Here is a 15,947-nt window from a genome sequence, read left to right as displayed (position 1 = left end):
CTGGTATTGGTTATTATATACCCGGCACAAAATGGAATTGCAGGTTTTCGTAGTATTCCAGCGGATGTTCCGGCTGCTCCAATCCATCAGGGATGGGCATGCCCGAAAATTGCTGGAAGTACAACACGCAGGCATCGCGCCATAGGGTGGCCTCCTGGTGCTGGATGGCCAGCAAATCACTGACCTCCTGAAAGACCGTCGAATCGACCTTGCCGCGCTGTGCTTCCCATACGGCTTGCATATCGGCTACTTCCTCCACGCCGCCATAGTAGTGGCCGCAGAGTGCTTCCCAGAGTGTTTCGCCGGATTTCATCCGGAAATCCCATGGGAGGTGATGAAACCAAAGGAGGTATTCATCGGGGCAGGTCTGCGGGTCTGCAAACAGTGCCTGTACTTCGGGCGCATATTGGCTGAGGGCTCCACTGCCTGAGGCCGTCCGATCGAAACCAATGCCGTCCTTGCCAGCTTGGTGGTAATAAACCGATGTCCAGTCGGCCCGTTGTTTGTCCTTGATCCAGGGACCGGGGCCATAGTGGTGGCTCCATCCCATCAGGTGATGGAGGCCAAGGGGGGTCATGTAATTGACGACAGTCTCGCGCGACTGCATCATCATCGGCAGCAAAGTACCGATAAGGGAAGCATCGTTGCCGAAGGTGCGGCGCAGCCAATCTTCGGCAATAGTACCGGCATCGGCATCGGGGTCCCAAGCCATTTTTCCATAGGCAAACCAGTTGGCCTGGGCAAAGGGATGCCCTGTCCAGTTGATGGCTGTACCTGTATTGGCTACGCCCGCCATGGCTGTGAGCTTTTGCCCGGTTAATGAGCCATCAATTACACGTGCAACGGTGGAATGTGGGCCATCGGCATACGTGTCGGCCAGTAGTGTTTCACTGAATAATGTGCCCAAATAGGCTAGGTTGGTGGCAAAACCGAGGTATTCTTGTGTGATTTGAAATTCCATCATCAGCGGCGTGCCGGGCATGGCGCCGAAGAGCGGATGAAATGGCTCGCGCGGCTGGAAGTCGATGGCGCCGTTCTTGACTTGGACGATGACGTTGTCACGGAATTGGCCATCAAGGGGTTTAAATTCGTTGTAAGCCTGCTTGGCGCGATCTTCGGGCTCCGTATCTTCATAGACAAACGCCCGCCACATGACCACGCCGCCGTGCGGATTCAGCGCATCGGCTAACATATTGGCTCCCTCGGCATGGCTGCGTCCGTAGTTTTGCGGGCCGGGCTGCCCTTCGGAATTGGCCTTCACGAGGAAGCCACCAAAATCGGGAATATAGCGGTAAATCTCGGCTACTTTGTCGTTCCACCACTGCTGCACCTCGGGGTTGAGCGGGTCGGCGTCAGCAAGGCTGCCCAGTTCAATGGGTGCGCTGAACCGCGCAGACAGGTATACCTTGATACCATAGGGCCGAAAGATGTCGGCTAACGTGGCTGCTTTTTCGAGATAAGGTGCTGTGAGCATGAGCGCGTTGGCATTGACGTTGTTGAGCACGGTGCCGTTGATGCCGATGGAGGCATTGGCCCGGGCATAGTCTGTATAGCGCGGGTCGCGGTACCCCGGCAGGCGATGCCAGTCCCACAGGGAGAAGCCTGCATAGCCGCGTTCCACAGTGCGGTCGAGGTTATCCCAATGATTGAGCAGACGCAAAGCAATCTTGGGTTGGGTAGTGGTGGCTAGCTGGGAGATGTCCTCACCGCGTTGCAAGACACCAAGAAATGCATAGACACCGTATAATATGCCGCTGCTTGTATTGGCAAGGATGACCGTCGTAGGCTTGCCTTTGATAGCAGTATGATGGATACCATATCCCTCGTCACCGACGTGCCGGAGATGCTCCGCTATGGCTTCACCCGCCAGCCAGGGGAGGGTAGCAGGTGTGCCTATGACCAACGTGCCGGTCTCCTGGAGCGTGTCGACCGATTTTAGGCATTCTCCCAGCAAACCGTTCACCGCGGTGAGCAGCTCCTGCCTGGCGACACTGTCTGTTTGACTTGTCACCGGGAAAAGTAAGGCTCTGAGCTGCTGTTTGTAGTTGGCGGCCGTTTCGGTAGGTAGCGGTTTGAAATCCAGCCACAGTCGATAACCGGATTGGGCCGCAAGGGGAAGATTGTGGCAGCACACACAGGCAAGAAACAGTAAAATGCGAATAGTGATGTTCATAATCGGTTTATTTCATGACTAATTTAATTATTATCGTCGGGTAGAATCCCGTATAATCAATTCATGGCGCAGCACGATAGTTGCAGCGGTTTGTTGTTCGCTGCCTTCATTCAGCAGGTTGATGAGTGTCCTAGCCGCCACTTCTCCCATTTCGTGCCCTCGATAATTGACCGTGGTGAGGTTGGGCTCAACGACCGTAGCGATCGGGTCGTTGTTGAACCCTGCAACGAGCATATCTTTCGGAACGTATACGCCATTACGTCTCAATTCCTGCATACAGGCCACCGCACAAGTATCATTGGCCCCGAAGATGGCATCAGGCCGTTCCGTCAGTGCACAGATGTGTTTAGCCGTACGGATACCATCTTCCGCGCTCAGATTGTTGACGATAAGCCAGTCTTCTTTGAATTGAATGCCGGCGTCAGACAGGGCATCTTTGTATCCTTTGAAGCGCTGGCTATAGACGTTCCGGTTGAGATTGCCTGCAATATGCATGATACGCCTTGCACCTTGTTGGATAAGGTAGGACGTCAGTTCGTAAGCTGCCTTATGGTTATTGATAACGATATTCGGACAGTTGGGATGTTCAAAGACACGATCAAAGAAAATCAAGGGAATATTCTTGTCCATGAAGCGTTTGAAATGGTCAATTCCAGTTGTGGTGTAGGCTAAGGATACCAAAAGGCCGTCTACCCGGTTGTTGAACATCGTGACGGCGTTTTTCATTTCCTTTTCCATGGTCTCCAACGATTGGCTGATGATTAATTCATAGCCTGCTTCGTTCGAAACCTTTTCCATACCTGCGATGACATCAGACATAAACATGCTATTCAACCGTGGCACAATCACACCGATTGTATAGGTACGTTTTGTTCGCAGGTTGCGTGCAAATGTATTGAAGCGATAGCCCATGCGCTCGGCTTGGGCAAAAATCTTGTCTTTGGTGGCCTGTTTTATGGCCGGATGGTTTTTAAGCCCCCGGCTTACCGTGGCTGCCGATATGTGCAATGCCTCTGCAATGTCATAAATGGTTACTTCTTTTTTCTCGTTGGGCGTACTCATCTGTTTGGTAAAATACGGTTCACAAAATGGTTCGGCTAAAATAAGAAAAAAAATTTTTTTGCAATCGGTTGCATAAAGTAATTTTTGTTTTTATCTTTACCCACAGTAAGAGATAACCAAAGTCCATGCGGACATTATAAACCTTACCCATTTTTATTTTCAATGGTAGGGTCGTTGTAAAAGGTGAATATGCCAACGTTGGAACGGTGCAGGTGAGAAGCGGGTTGTATGGACTTCTATAAAGCGCAATTAACTAAATTATTAAACCAATAAAATCCTACAGTATGATAAGCGTATACAAATCGGGATTGCGGCGGCAGCGAAAATATTCGATAAGGGCCGCTTGTGTATCGTTGCTATTATTTTTTTGTTCGGCATATGTTATCGCACAGGACGACGGCGTGGGAATATCCGGAGTTGTCGTTGATGAAACGGGCGAAGTGCTAAGCGGTGTTTCCATACGGTCGAGTGCTGGCACGGCCAGCACATCCACGGACGACGGAGGCCGTTTCACCATCCGTGTTCCGGCAAACAGTACATTGATATTCAGCTATGTTGGATACACTGCGCAAGAAATCAAGGTGGGGGGTGCCGACCAGCAACTGACCGTCACGATGGTGGCGGAAGCCAGTGCGCTGGACGAAGTGGTCGTGGTTGGATACGGTACCCAACGGAAAGAAGCGGTTACGGGTTCCGTTGCGACCATTGGCGGTGATCAGATGCGCGATGTGCCATCAGCCAATATTTCGCAGGCGTTGCAGGGCCGTTTGCCAGGAGTGCAATTGTCGCAAACCTCTTCCCAACCGGGTGCAACCACGCAAATCCGCATCCGCGGCACGCGCTCTTTGAATGCGAGCAACGATCCGTTGGTCGTCCTTGATGGTATTCCCTTTCCGGGATCAATCGGAGACATCAACCCGAATGATATTAAAAGTATAGATATCCTAAAGGATGCCTCTGCTACCGCCATTTATGGATCACGCGGCGCCAACGGGGTTATCCTGGTGACGACCAACAAAGGACAGAGCGGACAACCGGCACGGGTGTCTTACAACAGCTTTCAGGGCTTAAAGAATGTTTTTTCCAAATATCCCATGATGAATGGGCCGGAATTTGTGGCGCTTCGGACGGCAGCTGGCCAATACCAGAATGGCTTGGATGAATCCGATGACGTAGACACCGATTGGCAGGACCTGTTTTACCGAACAGGGAACGTAATCAGTCAGGATGTAGGCGTCTCAGCAGGGACTGAACGGGGCAACTATAACTTCGGTGGAGGCTATTTCCAGGATGAAGGCGTGGTACCCACGCAAAAATACAGCCGTATCTCATTGCGCGGTACGGTCGATCAGCAGCTGGGTGATTATTTCCGGATTGGATTTACGACCAATAATAATTACAACGTTACGGCAGGCTCTCAAGTGGGACTGTACAGTGTTTTAAGCATGTCGCCCATTGCCAATCCGTACAACGAAGACGGTACATGGAAACGGACCATACGCATGCCCCTGGACGATCCGTGGACAGTTTCCAGAGAGATCATCGAGAGTGTGCAAGACCAGTGGTTGAATGAGACGCGGGCTTATGCCACGTACAACTCGCTATACGGCGAAGTGAGCGTCCCTTGGGTTGAGGGGCTGAAGTACCGCATTAACCTCGGCCTCGACTATCGCCAGAGCAATGGTGGGGCTTATACCGGAGAGGGGATAAATAGTAACAACCCCACGACACCATCAACCGCTTCCATCAGCAACTCGCACACCTATCACTGGGTCGTCGAAAACCTGCTGAGTTATGATCGGACGTTCGCGGGAAAACACCATATTAACATAACCGGCCTTTATTCTGCCGAGCAGAATAAATTCAACCGCTCGGCAATGGCTGCGCGGGATATCCCCGCCGATGCGTTCCAGTTTTATAACCTCGGGCAGGCGCTTGGCGAAATTACGATTGACCCCGCCGGCCAGCAATATGAGTTATGGGGGCTGATGTCGTGGATGGGCCGTGTGATGTATTCCTATGACGACCGTTATATGCTGTCGGCTACCTTGCGGTCGGACGGGTCCTCGAGGCTGGCAACCAGCCACAAATGGCATACCTATCCGGCGATCTCTGCCGGTTGGAATATCGGCAGGGAAGCATTTATGCGTGATGTTTCGTTTGTCGATATGTTGAAACTCCGTGTGGGTTATGGGCAGACCTCCAATCAGGCGATTGCTCCTTATGCCACACTGGGACGTTTGAATACGAGGCCGTACAATTTTGGTAATGACAACTATGCTGTTGGGTATTACGTTTCTCAACTGCCAAATGCGGGGTTGGGTTGGGAATATTCAGAGACCTGGAATTATGGAGTGGACTTCGCGTTCTGGAATAGCCGCCTGTCCGGCACGTTGGAGTATTACTCCACCCAAACGAAAGACCTGCTGATGAATGTGAACCTGCCGAGTACCGCAGGGGTGGGCAGCTATACGGCCAACGTTGGGCAAACACAGAACAAAGGCCTTGAGCTTTCACTTAATGGCGTCATACTGGAAGACCGTAATGGCTGGACGTGGGAGGCCGGCATAAACATCTATGGCAACCGAAATAAGCTGGTGGCCTTGTCGTCGGGACAGGATCGGGATGAAAACAACTGGTGGTTTGTGGGCCACCCCATTGACGTCGTCTTTGACCATGAGTACATCGGGCTTTGGCAGGAAGGAGATCCATACCTGGATATCCTCGAACCAGGCGGCAACGTGGGCATGATTAAGGTGAGGTACACCGGCGATTATAATGCAGATGGGACTCCCGTGCGGGCAATCGGGCCCGATGACCGGCAGATCATCAGCATGCAGCCGAATTTTCAAGGTGGTTTTAACACCCGTATCGCGTATAAGAATGTCGACTTAAGTGCCGTAGGTATGTTCCAAAGCGGTGGTAAGCTCATCAGTACCTTGCATTCGTCATCCGGTTACCTCAACCTGATGAGCGGACGCCGAAATAATGTACAGGTGGATTATTGGACACCGGAAAACACCGGTGCCCGTTATCCCGCGCCGGGTGGTGCCATCAGCGGTGACAACCCGCGGTACGGAAGCACCCTAGGGTATTTTGATGCGTCGCACCTGAAGATACGGACGCTGTCACTGGGTTATAATTTCGGTCAGCACAACTGGATGGACAGGGTAGGCATCGACCAATTGCGGTGTTACGTAATGGTGCAAAATCCGTTTGTCCTGTTATCGCCGTTTCACCGGGAGACGGGCATGGATCCCGAAACCAACTCGTTTGGCGATGAAAACGCCGCGGTAACCACGACTTACCAAAGCCGCCTGCTGACCATCGGTACGAATGCGCCCGCAACACGCAGCTTCCTGTTTGGTGTTAACCTAGCTTTTTAAACGAAATAGCCATGAAATATACACGTAATATCAACTATATCGGAACGGCGGCAATCGTGCTGTTCCTGTCGGCATGTTCCAAAATCCTGGATGAACAGCCACGTAGTATCTATGAGCCTGGGTTCTTCACAACGGAAAAGGGTATCCAGGGCGGTATCACCTCGATGTATGCGCATTTACGTTATATCTACGGAAATGCCTATTATTACAACGCTACGCTCACCGGTACGGATGAAGTGACGTACGGCCAGCAAGCAGACGACAATTTTCTGGCCATGGACTTGAGTGGGCGCGCAGAACTCAATTCCAACAATAGCCGGGCCGATGTGCTGTGGAATGTGGTTTACAGCAACATCAATACGGCAAGCGGCATCATTGAGCATGCCGCCCAGATGGAGACGGTCTCGGATGCCCTGATTGCCGAGGCACGATTTTTCCGGGCGTTTGACTATTTCATGCTCGTGCAGACTTTTGGCGGGGTACCGCTGGATCTGGGGGCGGGTGAGCTGGCATTCAATACCAATCCTTCCAGAACTTCGGCGCGCAATACGGTACCCGAGGTGTACACCCGGGCAATATTCCCGGATCTGCGCATTGCCGTAAACGATTTGCCGGATGCAGGTCGTGTAACAGGTGGTGCAACCAAAACACTTGCCCGGCTTTACTTGGCAAAAGCGTATTTGACGTATGCCTGGTGGCTGGAAAACCCAAACAACATCCCCACCTATCCGGAAACGGATCGGACCGATCCGGATGGACATGACGCCCAATGGTATTTCCAGCAAGCCTATGATATCGCGACGGAAGCCATTGACAACCCCGGTCCCTTCGGTTTACAGGAGACATTCTACGATGTCAATTTGGGGCCGAATGATCGCAACAATGAATTGCTCCTGTATGCCGACCATACGGAGACCAGTGAGTTTTATAATGGGAGCAGCTTGACGTATAGCAACGGCGAAGGGACAGAGAATTTCGCCGGTTGGATGATGACCTGGAATTATACCGAAATCCGGAGCAGTTCGTCGAATTCGGCGTGGACGGCTGTGAGTTCAGTCCAGCGGGAGGCTGTTCAGGCGTTGGGGCGGCCTTGGGTACGGATGAGCCCCACCATCGGAGCGATAACCAACACGTTTGCCGACAAGACAAACGATTCGCGCTACGATGGTACATTTACCACCGTTTACCGTGGGAATTGGAATAAAGCCGGCGTCAGTGGCCCGGTTTACAACGTGAATTACGCACCAGTCAGCCCCGGAGATGCCATCCTGACCTTTTTGGATGAAGAGCCGGACCAAGCCATTGACTATTCCAATTCAATGTATAATAGTAATGTAGGCGCAGGGATATTGCCCGGACGGAGTGATTTTGTGATATCACCTCGGGGAATCAGCCGGCGGGTTTATCCGGGGCTATGGAAGCTCGGACCCTACCGCACGGACAACGGCAATGGGCTGGGAGAACCGAACGCAGCGAGCACTCGCCCATTCAATATCGCTAAATTCTCGGAGCTCTATTTTATTGCGGCTGAAGCGGCCGTCAAGGGTGCGTCGGGCGCTCGTAACGCACGGGATCTCATCAACGTTATCCGTGCAAGGGCCGGAAAATGGCGCTGGGACAACAACGGGAATACGGAAAAGGTGGCAGACAACAGCGCCGCCATGGTGGCTGGGACGCCGGCAACGATCGATATCAATTACATTCTTGCCGAACGTTCGCGCGAGTATTACGGCGAAGGCTATCGGTGGTATGATCTGGTGCGTACACAGAAATGGGAGGAGCTGGCTGGCGTGTATGAGATCTGTGGCCCCAATATCGGCGACCATACGCCGATAACGGTGACACGCAGCATCCAACCCTACCATTACCTGCGTCCGATACCGCGATCTCAGCTCGATGCCATGGAAGGCGATCGAGAAACTTATCAAAATCCAGGATATAATTAGTCAGTTAATACCGTCAAGGTTGAAAGCGGGCCGCTCCTTTGTTGGAGCGGCTTTCGTTTTGTTAGGTGCGGCTATTGGCTATCACTATACGGGTGAATCGTCACGATCTTTTCATCGCCATCATACCGCAGTTCGGTAGCCTTGATATTGCGGAGATGGGTTTTGCCACCGGATAGTGCTAATAGCTTGCCTGTCGGCCAGGGTAAGCCGATATAGACCTTTCTGGATGAGGACCCGGAACGATTACTTATCCCATGGTACGGGCGATAATAACGTTGGTGCGGGCGTGTAATGCGGATAGCCTCTTTTAGTTTACTGACCCTGCCGCAATTACGCGGTAAAACGCAGCCTTGGGTTTAAACTGTCTGTCGAATAATAACGGGTAATTGGTCCGTCCACGAACAGGCCAGTTATTCAACCAGGACTGACCATCGCTAACACCCCAAAAGGTGATTCGGCTGATGCTATCCCGGTATTTGATAAACAGCCGGAAAAGGGATTCATACGCAAGGGCTTGCACGTGTTGGATGGAATCGGGCAGGCCGCCCGAATAGGGATCCATTTCGGCACGGTATGCCGCCTTCCGACCAATATCGGCTATATTGCTATCCCACGGATTGGGTAATACGCTTAAATCGAGCTCCGTAAACATCACTTCGATACCCAATGCGCTGAACTCCTGTATGCTCTCTTCGATATCTTCCATTGGAACATCACCGGCCCGCCAATGCCCCTGTATCCCGACACCGTCGATCCGTACACCGGCAGCTTGTATCGATTTGATTAGTGAAATAGCCCCTGCACGTTTTTGGGGCTGTTCGATATTATAGTCGTTATAATATAATTTAGTGTTTGGTGCCGCCTTTTGAGCAAGCCGGAACGCTTCAATGATGTAATTTTTACCGAGCTTTTCAAGAAAAATAGAATTCCGCAGGGTACCATCTTCATTCAGTGCTTCGTTGACGACATCCCATGATTCGATCAGGCCGTCGTAGCGGCTGGCGACCGTTTCGATATGGTTTACGAAATACTGCCGAACAGAGTCGACGTCATTTATCTGACGTATGTAGTCCGGCAATTGGCTATGCCATATCAAGGTGTGTCCATTCACTTTCAAGCGATGCTTGGCTGCATAGGCCACCAGCTTGTCAGCGAGTTCAAAATCAAATCGATTCCAAGCAGGATGAAGGATGTGAGCCTTCATGATATTCTCCGGCGTAATGGCGCTGAACTGCTGCTCGATCAAGTTGGACTCGGCACTGTCTTTGCCTGCTATTTGGCTCGTGTTCAGGCAGGTGCCTATTAAAAAGTCATCTTGGAATATGGTTTTAAGTGATGGAATCCTGTCGGTCTGTACGGCTTGACAACGTGCGGCGTAAGTGTTAAATACGAGGCTTCCTAAACATAGGATAAAACGGAGATGGACTGTCTTCATTTTTTTCATTATTCAACCGATTGCGTTACTGATGTAAAAATACTATTTATTAATTGTATTTTTAACACCAATAAAATTTGTGCTTTTATATTAATCAATAATGACCAATTTAAACAAATGTTCCTTATGTTTTTTGCTGATTTGGTGCGGATTTTTACCCTTACGGCTTGCGGCACAGGAGGTGGCACGCAACCCAATCATGTATGCTGATGTTCCCGATGTGTCGATGATTCGTGTAGGCAATTGCTATTATATGAGTAGCACGACCATGCATTTGAGTCCAGGCGTACCGATAATGAAATCAGGTGACTTAGTCAACTGGAAAATCATTGGATACGCTTATGATACGTTAGCCAATATTGACGATCTAAAGCTGGCGAATGGAAAAAATGCCTATGGTAGAGGTTCGTGGGCAAGTAGCCTACGATACCATGATGGTACGTATTATGTGTCTACATTCTCGCAGACTACTGGAAAAACCTATATTTTCTCGACCACGGATATCGCAGCAAGGCAATGGAAACGATCGTCATTCGCGCCAAGCTACCATGACAATTCCTTGTTTTTCGATGACGATGGCCGGGTGTATATGGTCTACGGGGGCGGAGAAATCCGTTTGCTGGAATTGAACGATGACCTTTCGGGACTGAAGCGGGGTACCAGTGAGCGTGTCATCATCGAAAATGCAACCGCGCCGTCCGGCCCGAATGTCATGCTGCCTGCAGAAGGGTCGCAGCTTTTCAAGGTGGAGGGGAAATATTACCTGTTCAATATCAGTTGGCCCCAAGGTGGGATGCGTACTGTGATCATTCACCGGGCAGAACAATTGACCGGTCCTTGGGAGGGGCGGGTGGTTTTACAGGATAAGGGCGTTGCCCAAGGTGGCTTGATCAGTACGCCGGAAGGGGCGTGGTATGCTTATTTATTCCGCGACTACGGTGCAGTTGGGCGCATCCCATACCTCGTCCCGGTGCGATGGGAAGATGGGTGGCCTGTTTTGGGTGTGGATGGGAAAGTGCCTGAGACACTGGATCTCCCTGCCTCGAAAGGGCTAATGCCCGGTATTGTGGCTTCGGACGAGTTTGAGCGGACAGTGGGTGAACCACCCCTGCCGTTAGCATGGCAATGGAATCATAATCCGGATAATGACCTGTGGTCGGTGACGGAGCGCCCGGGTTACCTTCGGCTAACCACCGGACGGCTGGATACTACCATTTTACAGGCAAGGAATACCTTAACACAGCGTACATTTGGACCGAAATCTTCCGCGGAAACTGCCATTGATATCTCCCATATGAAAGATGGCGACGCGGCTGGGTTGGCGCTGCTTCAGCGTAAATATGGCTGGGTTGGAGTGGTATCGGAAAATGGCGTCAAGTCGATTGTCATGGTCAGTGGAGAATCGGAACGGCCTGTAGAAAAGATGCGTGTCCCGCTGCGCCAGCCGATGGTATACTTCAAGGCCGTAGGTGATTTCAAAGACCGAGTGGATACCGGCTATTTCTATTATAGTTTAGACGGGAAACAATGGATTGCTATCGGGTCGCCTATTAAGATGGAATATACGTTACCTCATTTTATGGGATATCGCTACGGTGTGTTCAACTATGCCACAAAAGCAACCGGCGGATTCGTGGATGTCGATTACGTGCGATTTTCAGACGGAATGTAACATATTCGAGTGTTTACGAAACATAGCCTTAAGTAAGCGACGACATTTCCTCGTTAGTTTTGCGTCCCGCGATTCATCGCTTTGGGTCTACGCTAATGGGTATTTGATAAATTTAATGACTAAATTGGTTGATGAATACATGAAAAACGTATGGGTATTTTTAGGGTCGTTGATAGTGTTTTCGGCGACGTTATTACGGTATGAGACTTCTTTCGCGCAACAAAAGGATGCGAGTAAAGTAGTAGTCTTCAAGAATTTTAACTATCGCGGAGACGATCAGGTATACAAAGAACATCCGCTAGAACCCGATGAGTTTTACTCGCCGATACTCCAGGGTACCTATCCTGACCCCAGCATCACCCGTAAAGGAGGTGATTACTACCTCGTGTGTTCGTCGTTTGCCTTTTTTCCCGGTGTACCAATCTTCCATTCCACCGATCTGGTTAACTGGACGCAAATCGGCCATGTGCTGGATAGGACTTCACAGCTTAAGGTCGACTCCGCAGGTATGAGCATGGGCGTCTATGCACCCGCTATCCGATACAATCCTGTCAACGAGACCTTTTATATGATAACCACCCAATTTGCCGGTGGATTCGGTAACATCGTGGTGAAAACGAAGAACCCCCATCAGGGATGGAGCGATCCCATTAAACTCGCCTTCGATGGGATAGACCCATCGCTTTTCTTCGACGATGACGGCAAAGCTTACGTGGTACACAATGATGCGCCGGACAAGGGAAAGGAGCAGTACCAGGGGCATCGGGTCATCAAGATCTGGGATTACGATTTGGAAAAAGATCAGGTTGTGCCGGGTACGGATAAAATCATCGTAGATGGTGGAGTGGATATCAGCAAAAAGCCCATCTGGATCGAGGCACCGCATATTTACAAGAAGAACGGCCGCTACTACCTCATGTGTGCGGAGGGCGGTACGGGCGACAACCACAGCGAAGTCATTTTCTCCAGCGACCAACCGCGGGGACCGTACGTCCCGGCGGCCGAAAACCCGATATTATCGCAACGCCACCTGCCGAAAGACAGGCCGTACAAGGTAGACTGGGCGGGACATGCCGATTTGGTGGAAGGACCGGACGGACGGTACTACGGGGTGTTTCTGGGTATCCGGCCGAATGAAAAGGGCAGAGTGAATACGGGGCGGGAGACGTTTATACTGCCCGTCGACTGGACCGGGGAATTTCCGGTTTTCAAGGAAGGCATGCAACCGTTGTCACCTAAGCTGAAAATGCCCGCAGGTGTAAAAAACAAGACCGGCGAGCATGGTTACTTCCCTAACGGTAACTTCATCTTCGAAGAGGACTTTAAGGGTGATGTGCTGGACCTCCGGTGGTTTGGTTTAAGGGGGCCTCGCGAGCGGTTTATCCGTTTGACCAAAGAGGGCTTGCGCATCACGCCGTTTGCTACAAGTATCGACGAAATCAAACCGACTTCGACATTATTTTACCGCCAACAGCACAACGCCTTTACCGCAACGACCACGTTGGATTATGCGCCCGCGTCCGAAAAAGATCTGGCCGGACTGGTATGTTTACAGAAAGAGACTTACCACTACGTGTTCGGTGTGACGAAAATGGGAGACGACCACTACATTGTGCTGCAGCGTACCGAAGATGGTAACGCTGCCGTACTGGCCAGCGAAGTGGTAGATTTGGACAAACCGATACGGCTGCAGGTAACCGCTGAAGGCAATGATTATCGGTTCAACTACGCCGAGGGCGGAGGCGGCTTCAGAAACCTGGGCGGCACCGTTTCGGGAGATATTTTATCGACGAATGTGGCGGGCGGATTTACCGGTGCGCTGATCGGATTGTACGCGACTTCGGTAAATGACATTCTGCCCAATAAGTGAACGTGTTGAAGAGGAGCCTTATATACCTGTTATTATTGTTGATTTGCTTGTGCCGTCCGGCGTTCGGCCAAGACAGTTTCTATCGGAGAACTTTTCCCTTGGAGCGTGTCAAGCTGCTGGACGGCCCTTTTAAACAGGCTTGCGAGCTGAATACCCGGGTACTACTTGCGTATGATGTCGACCGGCTGCTTGCTCCTTACTTCAAGGAAGCGGGATTGACCCCGAAAGGTGAGAGCTTCCCGAACTGGCTTGGTTTGGACGGTCACGTGGGCGGCCATTACCTGTCTGCGCTGGCAATCCACTATGCTGCGACAGGCGACACAGCGTGTAAACAACGCATGGAGTACATGATATCGGAGCTGTCCAAGTGCCAAGAGCATAACGGCGATGGTTATGTGGGCGGTGTACCCAACGGAAAGGAGGCGTGGGCCGAAATCCGCAGCGGCAATACCGCGATCGTCTGGCAATTCTGGGTGCCCTGGTATAACCTGCACAAGACCTATGCGGGTCTACGGGATGCGTGGATCTACGCTGGCAATGAGACGGCCAAAGCGATGTTTCTGGAGTTATGCGACTGGGGGGTGGAGCTCATCGATCACCTTGATGACCAGCAAATGGAAGCGATGCTAGCCAATGAGTTCGGCGGCATGAATGAGGTGTATGCCGATGCGTACGGCATTACCGGGGACAGGAGATACCTTGAAGCCGCCAAACGGTTTTCGCACCGCGAAATCTTGGATAGCATGGCCGCGGGCATAGACGACTTGGATAACAAACACGCAAATACGCAAGTGCCCAAAGCCGTCGGTTACCAACGGGTAGCTGAGCTCGGTGGGGAACCAGCGTATGGCGAAGCAGCGAAGTTCTTCTGGCAGACAGTGGCCTATAATCGCTCGCTGGCCTTGGGGGGCAATAGCCGCCGCGAGCATTTTCCTTCGAAAGATGATGCCATCAGCTACGTATATGAACGCGAAGGTCCCGAATCGTGCAACACGAACAATATGCTGAGGCTTACCGCCGGACTATTCCGGATGGATCACGAGGCGGAATACATGGATTTCTACGAGCGGGCGCTGTATAACCACATCTTATCAACACAACATCCCGTGCATGGGGGCTATGTGTATTTTACACCTGCACGTCCGGCGCATTACCGTGTTTATTCGGCTCCGAACAGCGCTATGTGGTGCTGCGTGGGTACGGGGATGGAAAACCACGGTAAATACGGGGAAATGATATATGGTTATACGGGTGATTCGTTGCTGGTCAATCTCTTTATCGCATCTGAACTGAACTGGGAAGAACAGGGGCTGCGGCTTATCCAGGATACGCGGTTTCCGGATGAAGAAACCAGTAGGATGACAGTAAGGGTAGATAAACCTATGCACCTTACTGTATTAGTGCGGTATCCGCGATGGGTCGGCGCCGGGAAAATGCAGGTCAATGTGGGAGGACGAAACTATGCATCGGGTGCTTCTCCTGCATCTTACGTTGCCATAACCCGAGAGTGGCACGATGGGGACGTGATTGAGATGGCTATGCCCATGGAGATGGCCGTTGAGGAATTGCCGGATGTGCCGGATTACGTGGCCATTATGCGGGGCCCCATCTTGTTGGGAGCGCGGGTGGGCGACCACCGACTTGACGGGTTGATCGCCGACGATCACCGTTGGGCACACGTCGCCCACGGTCCGTTGGTCTCATTGTTTGAAGCCCCAGCCTTGATTGCCGACCGCGAAACTTTGCTGAAAGCACTTAGGGCGATGCAACCGATGGTGGGTAAGCCGATGAGCTATACCGTACCGAAGTTTTTGCAACGCGAAAACGACAGCAGTTTGGTCCTGGAGCCGTTTTACCGTATCCACGACAGTCGTTATATGATGTATTGGCTGGCCGTAACACCTGAGCGCTACGCCGAAATCGTGGCCGAGAAGAAAGCGGAAGAAGAGCGGCGTTTGGCACTTGACCGACGAACCATCGATGCGGTTACGCCGGGAGAACAGCAGCCTGAGGTAGACCATGCGATGAAGACACACCAATCCCATACGGGCAGGCATCGCGACGCTTCGTGGCGGAGTGCACGCGACGGGGGGTATTTCCAATATGAGCTGGAAACGAAAGGTAGGCAGGGCCTGGTATTGATGGTGAGATATTGGGGGGCTGAACCCGAAGGCCGAACCGTTGATATACTGATCGATGGCCAACGGTTGGGCGTGGAAGACATAACCGGTGAGCGGGACGAACAACGATTCAGGGATGTCGTATATCCCATCCCGAATACGCTGGTTAAGAATAAAGCATACATCACGGTGCGGTTTCAGTCGGCAGCAGGCCGAGAGACCGGGCGCGTGTTCCATATACGTTTGATGGAAAGTAAGTGATGGCCGCTTAGATACCGAGCCG

General features: G+C 51.7%; 8 protein-coding genes. 5 read left to right on the top strand and 3 right to left on the bottom strand.

The genetic code is table 11. From position 1 onward, the window contains the following. Positions 1–13 precede the first annotated feature (13 nt). Both B5X72_RS07000 and B5X72_RS06995 read right to left on the bottom strand, forming a co-directional pair. Positions 14–2,173: an alpha-glucuronidase family glycosyl hydrolase gene (locus tag B5X72_RS07000; protein ID WP_079716137.1), complete on the bottom strand. Its 2,160-nt coding sequence runs from the start codon at positions 2,171–2,173 to the stop codon at positions 14–16. A gap of 30 nt (positions 2,174–2,203) precedes the next feature. Beyond that, positions 2,204–3,235 carry a LacI family DNA-binding transcriptional regulator gene (locus tag B5X72_RS06995; RefSeq protein ID WP_079716136.1) on the bottom strand — a complete coding sequence of 344 codons (1,032 nt, stop codon included), beginning with the start codon at positions 3,233–3,235 and terminating at the stop codon, positions 2,204–2,206. Positions 3,236–3,519: 284 nt separating this feature from the next. Between B5X72_RS06995 and B5X72_RS06990 the strand changes: the two genes are divergently transcribed. Next, on the top strand, positions 3,520–6,621 hold the full coding sequence (locus B5X72_RS06990; protein ID WP_079716135.1) for a SusC/RagA family TonB-linked outer membrane protein: 3,102 nt from the start codon (positions 3,520–3,522) through the stop codon (positions 6,619–6,621). 11 nt (positions 6,622–6,632) lie between these two features. Beyond that, positions 6,633–8,567 (top strand): RagB/SusD family nutrient uptake outer membrane protein, encoded by a 1,935-nt coding sequence (locus B5X72_RS06985; protein ID WP_079716134.1) that lies wholly within the window; start codon positions 6,633–6,635, stop codon positions 8,565–8,567. Positions 8,568–8,874: 307 nt separating this feature from the next. Here B5X72_RS06985 and B5X72_RS06980 read toward each other — a convergent pair whose 3' ends face one another. Then, positions 8,875–10,002 carry an endo-1,4-beta-xylanase gene (locus B5X72_RS06980; RefSeq protein WP_217698105.1) on the bottom strand — a complete coding sequence of 376 codons (1,128 nt, stop codon included), beginning with the start codon at positions 10,000–10,002 and terminating at the stop codon, positions 8,875–8,877. 100 nt (positions 10,003–10,102) lie between these two features. On the opposite strand from B5X72_RS06980, the gene B5X72_RS06975 reads away from it, so the two are divergent. The 3 genes from B5X72_RS06975 (at position 10,103) to B5X72_RS06965 (ending at position 15,925) form a co-directional block, all read left to right on the top strand. Beyond that, positions 10,103–11,674, top strand: a complete 1,572-nt coding sequence (locus B5X72_RS06975) for a glycoside hydrolase family 43 protein (RefSeq protein WP_079716132.1) — start codon at positions 10,103–10,105, stop codon at positions 11,672–11,674. 115 nt (positions 11,675–11,789) lie between these two features. Beyond that, positions 11,790–13,544, top strand: a complete 1,755-nt coding sequence (locus tag B5X72_RS06970) for a glycoside hydrolase family 43 protein (RefSeq protein ID WP_079716131.1) — start codon at positions 11,790–11,792, stop codon at positions 13,542–13,544. Between the two features lie 5 nt (positions 13,545–13,549). Then, positions 13,550–15,925 carry a glycoside hydrolase family 127 protein gene (locus B5X72_RS06965; protein ID WP_079716515.1) on the top strand — a complete coding sequence of 792 codons (2,376 nt, stop codon included), beginning with the start codon at positions 13,550–13,552 and terminating at the stop codon, positions 15,923–15,925. Positions 15,926–15,947: the final 22 nt, after the last annotated feature.

This window comes from Parapedobacter luteus, assembly GCF_900168055.1.
Classification (GTDB): Bacteria; Bacteroidota; Bacteroidia; order Sphingobacteriales; family Sphingobacteriaceae; genus Parapedobacter; species Parapedobacter luteus.
This window is presented reverse-complemented; position numbering and strand designations above follow the sequence as displayed.

Excerpts from the sequence above, each read along its gene's own strand:
- B5X72_RS07000 (WP_079716137.1), bottom strand. The coding sequence starts at position 2,173 with ATGAACATCACTATTCGCATTTTACTGTTTCTTGCCTGTGTGTGCTGC.
- B5X72_RS06995 (WP_079716136.1), bottom strand. The coding sequence starts at position 3,235 with ATGAGTACGCCCAACGAGAAAAAAGAAGTAACCATTTATGACATTGCA.
- B5X72_RS06990 (WP_079716135.1), top strand. The coding sequence starts at position 3,520 with ATGATAAGCGTATACAAATCGGGATTGCGGCGGCAGCGAAAATATTCG.
- B5X72_RS06985 (WP_079716134.1), top strand. The coding sequence starts at position 6,633 with ATGAAATATACACGTAATATCAACTATATCGGAACGGCGGCAATCGTG.
- B5X72_RS06980 (WP_217698105.1), bottom strand. The coding sequence starts at position 10,002 with ATGAAGACAGTCCATCTCCGTTTTATCCTATGTTTAGGAAGCCTCGTA.
- B5X72_RS06975 (WP_079716132.1), top strand. The coding sequence starts at position 10,103 with ATGACCAATTTAAACAAATGTTCCTTATGTTTTTTGCTGATTTGGTGC.
- B5X72_RS06970 (WP_079716131.1), top strand. The coding sequence starts at position 11,790 with ATGACTAAATTGGTTGATGAATACATGAAAAACGTATGGGTATTTTTA.